This window comes from Bordetella bronchiseptica (assembly GCF_900636925.1).
GTDB classification, from domain to species: domain Bacteria; phylum Pseudomonadota; class Gammaproteobacteria; order Burkholderiales; family Burkholderiaceae_B; genus Bordetella; species Bordetella pertussis.
The window spans coordinates 703,636-715,356 of sequence record NZ_LR134326.1 but is presented as its reverse complement, the minus strand read 5'-3'; the positions used below and the strand labels follow the sequence as shown (position 1 = coordinate 715,356).

12 protein-coding genes are annotated in these 11,721 nt (G+C 67.3%); 1 reads left to right on the top strand and 11 read right to left on the bottom strand.

From position 1 onward, the window contains the following. From EL288_RS03385 to EL288_RS03335, 11 genes are all read right to left on the bottom strand, one after another. Positions 1-957 carry a PDR/VanB family oxidoreductase gene (locus EL288_RS03385; RefSeq protein WP_003814811.1) on the bottom strand — a complete coding sequence of 319 codons (957 nt, stop codon included), beginning with the start codon at positions 955-957 and terminating at the stop codon, positions 1-3. 15 nt (positions 958-972) lie between these two features. Continuing rightward, positions 973-2,409 (bottom strand): Rieske 2Fe-2S domain-containing protein, encoded by a 1,437-nt coding sequence (locus EL288_RS03380; RefSeq protein WP_010927098.1) that lies wholly within the window; start codon positions 2,407-2,409, stop codon positions 973-975. A 63-nt stretch (positions 2,410-2,472) separates the two neighbouring features. Next, positions 2,473-3,927 (bottom strand): NAD-dependent succinate-semialdehyde dehydrogenase, encoded by a 1,455-nt coding sequence (locus EL288_RS03375; protein ID WP_033458995.1) that lies wholly within the window; start codon positions 3,925-3,927, stop codon positions 2,473-2,475. A gap of 293 nt (positions 3,928-4,220) precedes the next feature. Continuing rightward, entirely contained in the window at positions 4,221-4,865 is a 645-nt protein-coding gene (gene ureG / locus EL288_RS03370; RefSeq protein WP_003814817.1) for an urease accessory protein UreG, read from the bottom strand. Between the two features lie 24 nt (positions 4,866-4,889). Then, the gene (locus EL288_RS03365; RefSeq protein WP_033458997.1) at positions 4,890-5,591 is read right to left on the bottom strand and encodes an urease accessory protein UreF; all 702 of its coding nucleotides are present in this window, start codon (positions 5,589-5,591) and stop codon (positions 4,890-4,892) included. Then, positions 5,575-6,192, bottom strand: coding sequence for an urease accessory protein UreE (gene ureE, locus EL288_RS03360; RefSeq protein ID WP_033458998.1), 618 nt, complete (start codon positions 6,190-6,192; stop codon positions 5,575-5,577). The genes EL288_RS03365 and ureE overlap by 17 nt, the downstream gene beginning before the upstream one ends. A 2-nt stretch (positions 6,193-6,194) precedes the next feature. Further along, a complete protein-coding gene (ureC, locus tag EL288_RS03355; protein WP_003814824.1) occupies positions 6,195-7,910 on the bottom strand; it encodes an urease subunit alpha in 1,716 nt (571 codons plus the stop codon). Continuing rightward, positions 7,907-8,215, bottom strand: coding sequence for an urease subunit beta (locus tag EL288_RS03350; protein WP_003814827.1), 309 nt, complete (start codon positions 8,213-8,215; stop codon positions 7,907-7,909). The genes ureC and EL288_RS03350 overlap by 4 nt, the downstream gene beginning before the upstream one ends. Positions 8,216-8,231: 16 nt before the next feature. Next, the gene (locus EL288_RS03345) at positions 8,232-8,849 is read right to left on the bottom strand and encodes a HupE/UreJ family protein (RefSeq protein WP_003814828.1); all 618 of its coding nucleotides are present in this window, start codon (positions 8,847-8,849) and stop codon (positions 8,232-8,234) included. A gap of 44 nt (positions 8,850-8,893) precedes the next feature. Then, entirely contained in the window at positions 8,894-9,196 is a 303-nt protein-coding gene (locus tag EL288_RS03340) for an urease subunit gamma (protein WP_003814830.1), read from the bottom strand. Positions 9,197-9,296: 100 nt separating this feature from the next. Continuing rightward, on the bottom strand, positions 9,297-10,151 hold the full coding sequence (locus EL288_RS03335) for an urease accessory protein UreD (RefSeq protein WP_003814832.1): 855 nt from the start codon (positions 10,149-10,151) through the stop codon (positions 9,297-9,299). A 466-nt stretch (positions 10,152-10,617) separates the two neighbouring features. Between EL288_RS03335 and EL288_RS03330 the strand changes: the two genes are divergently transcribed. Then, on the top strand, positions 10,618-11,595 hold the full coding sequence (locus tag EL288_RS03330) for a LysR family transcriptional regulator (protein ID WP_003814834.1): 978 nt from the start codon (positions 10,618-10,620) through the stop codon (positions 11,593-11,595). Positions 11,596-11,721 lie beyond the last annotated feature (126 nt).

Sequence of the window (11,721 nt, the reverse complement as noted above, 5' to 3'; positions counted from 1 at the left end):
TTACAGATCGAGCAGCAGGGCCTGCGGACCCGCCCCCGCGCAACAGACCAGCACGAATTCCGTGCGCTCTTCGTCCGACAGCACATAGTCGTTGTGCTCCGGCTGGCCACTGAAGTAACGCACCTTGCACGTGCCGCACACGCCCGACTCGCACGATGACTCGCAAGCCACGCCCGCCTCGCGGATGGCCTGCAGCAGGGTCTGGCCGGGCCGCACCGCCAGGATCCTGTCGGATTTGGCCAGACGCACCTCGCCGGCCGCCTGGCCAGTGCCGGCCAGCTTTTCCGTCAGCGCCGGGTTGACGCCGAAATACTCGTAGTGCACCGAGCCCTGCGGCCAGTGCGCCGAGGCCGCCTGCACCGCCTTCATGAAACCCGGCGGGCCGCAGAAGTACAGCTGGCTGCCCGGTTCGGGCCGCGCCAGCAAGGCGGCGATGTCCAGGCCGCGCGCGGGGTCGCCCATGTCGTGGTGAAAGAACGCCTTGTCCTGCGCCGCCAGCGTCTGCAGCCGTTCGCGAAACGCCGTGCGCTCGGGCGAACGCGTGCAGTAATGCAGCTCGAAACTGTGGCCGCTGCGCTGCAAGGCCTCGGCCATGGCCAGCACCGGCGTGATGCCGATGCCGCCGGCCAGCAGCACCTTGTGGCCGGCGCCGCTGTCCAGGGGGAACAGATTGCGCGGCTCGGAGACTTCGATCATGTCGCCGGCGCGCAGCGCCGTGTGCAGCGCCACCGAGCCGCCGCGCCCGCCGCGATCCTCCAGCACCGCGATGCGGTAGTGCTTGCGCTGCCAGGAGGGATCGCACAGGGAGTACTGCCGCGTGAAGCCGCCGGGAATGCTGACATCGATATGCGCGCCGGCTTCGAAGGGAGGCAGATCCTTGCCGAGAGGATGCACCAGCTCGAACGAACGGATGCCCTCGGCCTCATAGGTAATCGATCGGACGCATAGATTCAGCATGGCCGCGCTCCCGCCTCAGGCTTCCATCGCCAGCGCCTGGGCGACGATCTGCTTGCCCACGCCGTCGTCGATCCTGTCGAGCTCGGCGCGCACGAACGCGTCGCGCTCGGCGGCCGCCAGGCCGTCGGCCGCGCGCATGATGTCCAGCACCTTCCTGCCCAGCTCGTTGATCAGCTTGCGGTCCTCGGCGGTGTCCTCGCGCTGCTTCGCATACAGCACCGAGTCCTGCGCATAGAGCGGCAGCGATTGGCCGCTGGCCAGCAGCTGCGCATAGGCGGGGTCGGGCTTGGTCTTGCCGTGCAGGGCGTCGCGCAGCAGCTTGCGGAACATGTACACGCCCACGTCCGAGGCGCCGGGGTTCTCCAGCGCGTGCACGGCGATGGGACGCTGGCTGGTCAGGGCTTCCCAGTCGCCCGGCGCGCGCTGCGCCTCGTCGTAGCTGCGGTTGCCCGTCTGGCCGACCAGGAAGTCGATCTTGTCGACGCCGCAATCGGCTTCGCAGCCCATGCCGTCGGGGTCCACTTCCGCGTTGAAATGGCGCCAGCCGAAGATGATCATGTTGGTGTCGTCCACCGGAACGTGCCAGCGCGTGCAGCCCGAGGTCGAATGGCGCTCGCGGGCGGCGGTGGGCACCAGCGAGCCGATCTGCAGGTAGTTGGGCAGGTTCATCTCGGTAATGCGCACCCACACCCGGTCCTGCGGCAGGCGGCGGCCGGCCACGAACACGATGCCGTTGCCGCTGCGCGTGGGATGCCACTGCATCACCGGCATATCGCCAAAGCCCTCCAGCGTCACGCCGGCCGAGACCTCGGCATCCACGCCCTCGACCACCATGTGGTTGTGCAGCACCGCGGTGTGCATGTGGTCCATGATGTTTTCATGGACCTGCAGCCAGTTGCACGGGTACACGTTGGAGAACGGCACCAGCTTCGTGCCCTTGGGCAGGGTATAGGTGTCGTACTCGGGGAACGGCGGCTGGTTCTCCGGCGGCCCCATGTAGGCGAACACCAGGCCATCGCGCTCGAAGGCCGGGTAGGCGCCCTGGCAGACCGTCTGGCGCAGCCGCGTGTCGTCGTGCTCGCACGGCGCCTCCAGCAGCGTGCCGTCCACCCCGTAGTGCCAGCCGTGGTAACAGCAGCGGATGCCATGCTGCTGGATCACGCCGAACTCGAGCGAGGCGCCGCGGTGCGCGCAATGGCGGTGCATCACGCCGATGTTGCCGCTCTTGTCGCGAAACGCCACCAGGTTCTCGCCCAGGATGCGGATCGCCTTGGGCACGTCCCGCAGCTCCTCGGACAGACAGACCGGCTGCCAGTACTGGCGCATGTATTCGCCCATCGGGGTGCCCGGCATGGTGCTGGTCAGTTCGGCGTCGTGGGCCGGCATGTCGCGCTTGCGATAGCCGGCGAATTTCAAGGGCTGCTCCGTGGACGCGGCATTGGTGGTGCTCATGTTGATCTCCTCCGGTGTAGGTTCCGATTTGCGTCACGACAACTTCGAATGGCGCGCGCGCCGCTAGACTTCGACGTTCAGCTGGCTGACGAAGCGCGCATGCAGGTAGGCGTCCAGCCCTTCGGGCCCGCCTTCGTAGCCCAGGCCGCTGTCCTTCATGCCGCCGATGGGCGCGTCGGCCAGCGCGGGCACGAAATTGTTGATGCCGATCCAGCCCGCCTCGATGCGCTCGGCGAACTCGGCCGAGGTCGCCATGCGGTTGGTGAAGGCATAGGCCGCCAGGCCCAGGCTGGGATGATTGGCGCGGCCGATGACCTCGTCCATCGACCCGAAGCGCATGATGGGCGCCACCGGGCAGAACGGCTCTTCGGCCAGGATGTCGGCAGCGTCCGGCACGCCCTCCAGCACCGTGGGCGGGTAGAAATAGCCGCGCTGGCCGATACGGCGCCCGCCCAGCGCCAGGGTGGCGCCCGCGCCCACCGCCTGCTCGACCAGCCGCTCGGCGGCCTGCAGCCGGCGGACGTTGTTCAGCGGCCCCATCTGCACGCCCTCTTCCATGCCGTCGCCCACGCGCAGCAGGCCCGCGTGGCGGACGAAGGATTCGGCAAACCGATCGGCGATGCGTTCGTGCACGTAGAAGCGGCTGGGCGACAGGCACACCTGGCCGGCGTTGCGGTACTTGAAGCCCACGCACATCTTCGCCACGCGGTCGGCGTCGACGTCGTCGAACACCACCACTGGCGCGTGCCCGCCCAGCTCCATGGTGGCCGGCTTGAGATGCCCGGCGGCCATCGACGCCAGCAGGCGGCCCACGGCGACGGAGCCCGTGAACGAGACCTTGCGGATGATGGGCGAGGCGATGAGGCGTTCGGACACCTGCGCGGGCACGCCGTACAGCAGGTTGACCACACCGGCCGGCGTGCCGGCGTCGACGAAGGCGCGCACCAGTTCGATGCAGATGGCCGGCGTCTCCTCGGCCGGCTTGAGCACGACCGTACAGCCGGCCGCCATGGCGGCGGCCAGCTTGCGGGCCGCCAGCACGGCGGGAAAATTCCACGGCACGAACGCGGCCACCGGGCCGACCGGCCGCTTGAGAGACGACTGCGACAACCGTTGCGCCCGCGCCGGCAGCACGCGGCCGTAGGTCCGCTTGCCTTCCTCCGCGCACCACAGGATGGTCTCGACCACGCGGTCCAGTTCGCCGTGCGAGTCGGCCAGCGGCTTGCCGTTCTCCAGGGTCAGCACGACCGCCAGGCGGTCGCGCCGCGCTTCGATGAGCGCGGCCGCGCGCTGCAGGATGTCGGCCCGTTCCCAGGCAGTGGTCCGCGCCCAGTCGCCAAAGGCCTGGTCGGCGGCGGCCAGCGCGTCGTCGATGTCTTCCGCCGAGGCCAGCGGCAGCTCGCCTAGCGGCTGCTGCGTCGACGGGTTGACGACGACCTGCGTCCGGCGGCCTTCGACGCCGCGCCACTGGCCGGCGACATAGAGCTCCAGCCGAGCGGGATATCCCAGATTTTCCATGACCCAAAACCCTTGTTAGCGAGCTGCCATGGAGAGAACTATAGTCCTATATAGAACTAGAGTCAACGCGGGATTTTACGTCGATTTTGAAACCATATATTTCTTTTTAGCCAGTTTCCGGATGAATTTCCGCCGTTTTTCGGCTACGTCCGACGAAAACTATGGTCCTCTATATATAACGGCAGGCGTGCCGGCCCGCACCGAGCAAGCGCGTGCGCGGGAATCTTCGGCAAGCAAGGGCAGGCGCGGCCGCAACGCGCACAGCGGTCCGGCCGGCACGGGACGCGGCAGGCTCAGCCGCGGAACAAGCCTTCCGTCTTCAGGAAGGCAATCACCTGGTCCAATCCATCGCCGGTCTTCAGGTTGCACATCACAAAGGGCTTGTCGCCGCGCATGCGGCGGGTATCGGCCTCCATCACCGCGAGGTCCGCGCCCACGTACGGCGCCAGGTCCGTCTTGTTGATGATGAACAGGTCGGACTTGGTGATGCCAGGCCCGCCCTTGCGCGGAATCTTCTCTCCGCTGGCGACGTCGATGATGTAAAGCGTCAGGTCCGAGAGTTCGGGGCTGAAGGTCGCGGCCAGGTTGTCGCCGCCGGACTCGACGAACACGATATCGGCATCGGGAAACTGCTCCAGCATCTGGTCGATGGCGATCAGGTTGATGGATGCGTCCTCGCGGATCGCCGTATGCGGACAGCCGCCGGTCTCCACCCCCAGGATGCGCTCGGGCGGCAAGGCCCCCGACAGCGTCAGCAGGCGCTGGTCTTCCTTGGTGTAGATGTCGTTGGTGATCGCGATCAGGTCGAACTGCGGGTACATCGCCTTGCACACCATTTCTAGCAAGGTGGTTTTGCCGGACCCCACCGGGCCGCCCACGCCGACGCGCAGGGGGGGCAGGGTCTTGGTACGGGTGGTCAATGAAGAGATATCGTGCATGGCGTCTACACCAATCAGGCAAGGTCAGGAACGGAAAAGACGGGAGAACTGGGTTTCATGGCGCGCTGAAACCATGGCGTACTGCGGCGCGAACGTGTCGAGCCGGGGCGGGGTCGCGCCGGCGCGCGCCCGGGCGTCGGCCAGCACGGCCGGCAGCCCCGCGCGCAGCCGCTCGAGGATGCGCTGGCCCGCCATCTGTCCGAGCGGCACGCCCTTGATGGCCGCGGCCACCTGGTTCTCCAGCCACGAAAATACATAGGCGCCCAGCCCGGCTTCGCGCGGCAGCGCCCACATCGCGCAGGCGCAGGCATGCACGGCGGGCAGCGTGGCCGGCCGCAGCGCCGCCACGGCCGCCCTCGTCGCCGCCGTGCCCCAGCCCAGCTCCTGGGCCAGTCTGGCCAGCGAGCGCCCCATCTGCTCGGTTTCCTGGCGCAGCTCGCGGGTCTCGCGCGAAGCGTGGAACCACTGGTTCCAGCCATGCGCCGCCGCGTCGTCGCCGGCGCGCCAGGCCTCGAACAGCAGGCACCACAGCGGCGCCTCGGCGCGCGCCATCACCGTGACGAGCTGGCTTTCTATCCACGCCAGGGTGCTGGCCTCGTCGTGCACCAATCCCAGCTCGATGGCCGCCTCCAGGCCCTGCGAATAGCTGAAGCCGCCGATCGGCAGCGCCGGCGAAGACAGATGCAACAGCGCGGCCAGCTGTCCGGCATCAAGACTTGGCGTCATGCTCGCCGTGCTTGCCGCCGTGGCCGTGACCGGAATGAACGTGTCCGTGTCCGCCGGCATGGGAGTGCGCATGGGAGTGTGCCTCGTGTGCGTGGTATGCCGCCTGCGCCAGCGCGTAGTCGTCGCCGAAACTCTCGTCGTGGCCATGGCGATGGCCGCCGCCGTAGGCGCCCACGTCCGGCTCGAACACCGCGCGCAGGCGCGTCGCGGTCACGCCGCCCAGCTGGGCCAGCATGTCGATCAGCACGGCGTCGTACTCGAACTGCAGATGCTGCTCGGCGATCTCCAGCAGCACGTGGCGGTTGCCCAGGTGGTAGGCCGCCCGCGCCAGCTGCCAGGGCGTGGCGGCCGTCACGCGGGCCACGTCTTCCAGCGCGGCCCGCACCACCACGTATGTCCCGTCCTCGGCAACCAGGACATCGCCGTCGCGCAAGGTCTGGCCGCGTTCGATCGCCATGCCGAGCTCGCCGCGGCCCTCGTCCAGGTCCAGGCGCTGGCGGCTGCGGCGGCGTTCGGCCAGGGTCAGCGTCACGCCGGGCGCCTGGCTCAGGTCCAGGCCGCCGGCGGCGCCGCGTTTGATGAAAGTATTGGCGATTTTCATGATCAGAACAGGAAATAGCGTTGCGCCATGGGCAGCTCGGCAAGCGCCTCGCATTTGAGCAATTGCCCATCGGCATAGACTTGGTAGGTCTGCGGGTCGACCGAGATCGCCGGCAGCCAGTTGTTGCGCACCATATCGTGCTTGGTCACGCCGCGGCATCCGCGCACCGCCTCCAGGCGCTTGTTCAGCCCCAGTTCGCTGACCGCCGGATTGCTCAGGCTGACCTGCGAGACGAAGGCCACCGAGGTGCGCAGCGCCTTGCCGTGGCTGCCCCACATGGGGCGGATCTGCACCGGCTGCGGCGTCGAGATCGAGGCGCCCATGTCGCCGATGCTGGCGCTGACGGCCATGCCGCTCTTGAGCACCATGTTGACCTTGACGCCGAAAAAGGCGGGCTTCCACAGCACCAGGTCGGCCAGCTTGCCCACTTCCACCGAGCCGACCAGGTGCGCGATGCCGTGCGCCACGGCCGGGTTGATGGTGTACTTGGCGATGTAGCGCTTGATGCGCTCATTGTCCGAGCGCTCGCTGTCGCCTTGCAGCGGGCCGCGCTGCAGCTTCATCTTGTGCGCGGTCTGCCAGGTGCGCAGGACGATCTCGCCCACGCGCCCCATGGCCTGCGAGTCCGAGCTCATGATGGAGAACGCCCCCAGGTCGTGCAGGATGTCCTCGGCCGCGATGGTCTCGCGCCGGATCCGGCTTTCGGCGAAAGCCAGGTCCTCGGCGATGGATGGATCCAGGTGATGGCACACCATGACCATGTCCAGGTGCTCGTCGATCGTGTTGCGCGTGAACGGCATGGTCGGGTTGGTCGAGGCCGGCAGCACGTTGGGCATGCCGGCGGCCCGGATGATGTCCGGCGCGTGGCCGCCGCCGGCGCCTTCCGTATGGAAGGAATGGATGGTGCGGCCCTTGAACGCGGCGAACGTGTCCTCCACGAAGCCCGACTCGTTGAGCGTGTCGCTGTGGATCGCGACCTGGATGTCGGTTTCCTCGGCCACGTTCAGACAGGTATCGATGGAAGCCGGCGTGCTGGCCCAGTCCTCGTGGATCTTCAGGCCCATGGCGCCGGCCCGCACCTGCTCCAGCAGCGCGCCGTGCGAGCTCGAACTGCCCTTGCCGAACAGGCCCACGTTCACCGGAAAGGCGTCCAGCGCCTGCAGCATGGCGGCCATGTGCCAGGGGCCCGAGGTGCTGGTGGTGGCCAGCGATCCGGTGGCCGGCCCGGTGCCGCCGCCTATCATGGTGGTCGTGCCGGTGGCCAGGGCCTCCTCGATCTGCTGCGGACAGATGAAGTGGATATGCGTATCGATGGCGCCGGCCGTCACGATCAGCCCCTCGCCGGCCACCACCTCGGTCGAAGCGCCGATGATGATGGTCACGCCCGGCTGGGTGTCCGGGTTGCCCGCCTTGCCGATGCCGCTGATCAGCCCGTCCTTGATGCCGATGTCGGCCTTGACGATGCCGGTCACCGCGTCGATGATCAGCGCGTTGGTGATCACCGTGTCGACGCAATCGGTGGCCAGGCGCTGGCTCTGCCCCATGCCGTCGCGGATGACCTTGCCGCCGCCGAACTTCACCTCCTCGCCGAAGATGGTGTGGTCCTTCTCGACCTCGGCCAGCAGCAGCGTGTCGGCCAGGCGCACCCGGTCGCCGACGCCGCCGACCACGGTCGGCCCGTAAATCTCGGCATATGCCGAACGCGAAATCCTGGTCATTTCAGCGCCCCCATCACCTTGCCCTGGAAACCGAAGATGCGGCGCTCGCCGCCGACCGCCACCAGCTCGACGGTGCGGCGCATGCCCGGCTCGAAACGCACCGCGTTGCCGGCCGGAATGTTCAGCCGGTAGCCGGTTGCCAGCTCGCGGTCGAAGACCAGGGCGTTGTTCGCCTCGGCGAAGTGATAGTGCGAACCCACCTGGATCGGCCGGTCGCCCTCGTTGACCACGGCGATCGTCAAGGTCGGCCGGCCCACGTTGAGCTCGATCTGGCCCGGTTCGGTCAGTATTTCTCCCGGAATCATGATGACACCTCCCTGGTCAGACCCGAGCGCCGACGAACAGCAGCGCGCCGTAACCGGCGATGCCCACGCCCAGCGCCCGCGACAGCCACAGGTTCCAGTGCTTGAGGCGAAACCCCGCGAACAGGCCGGCCAGGTGCAGCCCCAGGGTGGCGAGCATGAAACCCGCCACGAAGCCCAGCGCGCCTTCGCTGCCGGGCAGCTCCATCCCGTGGGCCAGGCCGTGGAACAGGGCGAATCCCCCCACCAGCGCGAAACCCGCCCAGCCCTGCACGGCCTTGCGGCTGGCCACCAGCAGGCCCAGCACCAGCAGCGAGACCATGATGACCGGCTCGACGGCAGGCAGGCGCACGCCGGCCATGCCCATCATCGCGCCGGCGAACAGCAGCGCGAGAAACATGACCGGCAGCCACACCGCCTGGCGCGCCGTATGGTGCGTCAGCGCGCTCCACATGCCGACCGCCAGCATCGCCAGCAGGTGGTCGAACCCGGTCAGCGGATGCCAGAAGCCCGCCGCGAACATGCTGCCCGGCAGCTCGTGGCCGAGATGGCCCGGATGCGCCAGGGCGGCGCCCGAGAACAGCATCAGGGCGGCCGCGCCCGAGCCCAGCATCGCGCGCTTAGACATTGCTTTCATGCGAATCTCCCAATTCATGAATGACGAAAATCCCGACCCGGTGCTCAGACAACCGGGTTGTGGACGGTAATCAGCTTGGTGCCATCGGGAAACGTGACTTCCACCTGGATGTTGGAAATCATCTCCGGCACCCCTTCCATGACCTCATCGCGCCCCAGGATCCGCGTGCCTTCGCTCATGAGCTCGGCGACCGTCTTGCCGTCGCGCGCGCCTTCCATCAACGCGGCCGTGATCAGCGCCACCGTCTCCGGATAGTTCAGCTTCAGGCCGCGCGCGCGCCGGCGCTCGGCCAGCAGGGCCGCGGTGAAAATGAGCAGCTTGTCTTTTTCCCGTGGAGTCAGTTCCATGGCGGTTCTTCCTTTGTGTATGCATACCAGGGGCGGTTCATGCCCGGCCGGCGCGCGAGCGAGCGCCGCATGGCTGGTCCGCGGCCCCTCGCGCGGCGTATCAGGTGGCCCAGAGCCGGGGCACGACGGCGGGCGTATCGAGCACGCGCGGGCGCAAATAGGCCCAGGCATCGGTCATCACGGCCCTGACATCCTCCATGTGCACGCCCAGGCAGCGCACCAGGCACAGCGACTGCGTCGCGTCGTACGGCATCGTGGTGGCCGCGCCGCGCAGCGTGTCGCTCCAGGGCATCAGGCCGGCCAGCTCCTCGTTCTGCTCCGCGTCCAGGCGGGGGCCGAAGGACCACAGCGCGGCATGGACCGGAAAGCCCGCCAGGCCCGAGACCTGGCGCCGGACGTCGTCCTGCGCGCCGACCAGCCCCTGGTCCACCCACAGCAGCCGGCCGTCCACGTACAGCTCGGTGGCGGTATGCAGGCGGCCCTGGCTCCAATGGCCGGACTGGTTCACCCGCCCGAGCTGGATCAGGTCCCAGCCGATGGCGGCCGCGCCCGACTCAAGCTGGATCCGATTGCGCGCCAGGGCATCGGCCTCTTCGAAGAAAATGCTCTCGAGGGGCAGCCAATCGAGCCGGCCCCCCGCTGCCACGCGCAAATGCACGTCCTGCGAGGCCTGGCGGCCGTTCGACTTGTACCAGCGCGTGGCGCCGGGCGTGGTAAGCGCCGCGCGGGCGCCGCCGGCCACGTCGACGCGGATCTCGAGCGCGTCCCCGCCCGCGATGCCCGAAGGGGGATGAAGAATGGCGACGTGGCAGACTTGCGGCCCTTCCGGATACAGCGCCCGCTGCACCAGCATGGGCCCGTAGTGCGCGCGCTCGCGCAGCACGGTGCGGCCCGCGTGGCCGGGCGCGAAGCCCAGCGTCAAGCCCGCGCGCCACTGATCCAGGGTCTCAGACATGGCAGCCGTCCGCGCCAGCCGCGCCCGCGGGCTGTGCCGCCGCGGGCTCGGTCATTAATGCAGAAAACAGGCAAGAACTCATCCAAGGCAAAACCTGAAAAAACAACGGCCCCATAACCTTTGAATATATTCCCGCAAGCATGCAAAATGACATAATCAATAGATGGTATCACAACATCAAGCGCATTTATTCCGCCATCCACAGGGCCTATTAACAGCCGGCAAAAACCCATTGTTTTCAGTCGGATAGATCAAACTGCCTGATATATGCCGCCTACTTCCTGCAACGGCGCGCAATGCGCCATTATTTGCAATATCGATTATTTTCAATACCCCATCCGGCACTGCTTTTTAACTACCCGCGGGATAATCGGCCGGGCGTGCGGCGCGCCGGCCGGACGCCTCATGGGCGATGGTAAAATGTAAGCGGACAATTCCAGGCTGGCGACACAAAGGGCGTCTCTCTATGGCAGCGGAAGACTTCGCGCTTCCGGCGGACCACAACCCGCTGGATACGGATCTGCTGAATGTTTTCTGCTGGGTCGCGAAAACACAGAGTTTTTCACGCGCCGCGGCCGAGCTCGGCACCTCCCAACCCGTCATTACCCGCAAGATCGGCCGCCTGGAAGAATGCCTGGGCGTGGCGCTGTTCGTGCGCAGCAACCGCGGCTGCGTGCTGACCGCCGCCGGCACCGTCCTGATCGGCAAGGCTCCCTCGATACTGTTGCAGCTTGCCGAGATCAAAGAGGAAGTCAGCCATTCGGCGAGTGTCGTATCGGGCTCGCTGTCCATGGGCATTACCCACGCCGCCAGCACCGTCATGGCGCCGCGCCTGTTGCCCGTGATCGCCAGGCGCTGGCCGAAGCTGCAGGTGGATGTCATGGAAGCGCTGAGCCGTACGCTGGTCGAGCGCGTGCTCCATGGCGAACTTGCCCTGGCGGTGCTGTTCGACCCGCCGCCCCACCCCGACCTCATCTGCAGGCCGCTGCTGATCGAACGGTTGTGCCTGGTGGGAAATCCGCAATCCGATCTGCGGACCATGGCGCCCCCGACGATACGCGACCTGGCCCGATTGCCGCTGATGCTGCCCAGCGGCGGGCAAATCATCCGGAACCTGCTGGAAGACGCCTTCGCCGAAATCAACGAACCGCTCAAGCCCGTCTATGAGGCCGCCAGCATGGCCATGCTGCGCGAAATGGCGGTCCAGGGCATCGGCTACACGTTGCTCACGCAAGGCGGCGTGGCGGAAGACGTGGCGGCCGGCAAGCTGATAGCCCAGGCGCTGCCCGACAAGGGCATGGTCGTGACGCTGACCTTGATCACCAAGCGCGAGAGCACCCGGCTGCGCAATGTGCGGCTGCTCAGCGACTTCGTCGCCAGCGAAATCCGTGCCGTGGCCCGCCAGGGCCAATGGCCCGGCCATCCGACCGTGGTGGGCGGCTGAACCCGTACCGGGTCGCAGCTTGCTCCACTATGTCGAATCAACATGGCCACCATGACGTCCGTCCCATAGCACGGGGCAAAACCAACGGTTAGAGTTCACCAGGTTCTGAGAGGAGACATTGGTGAA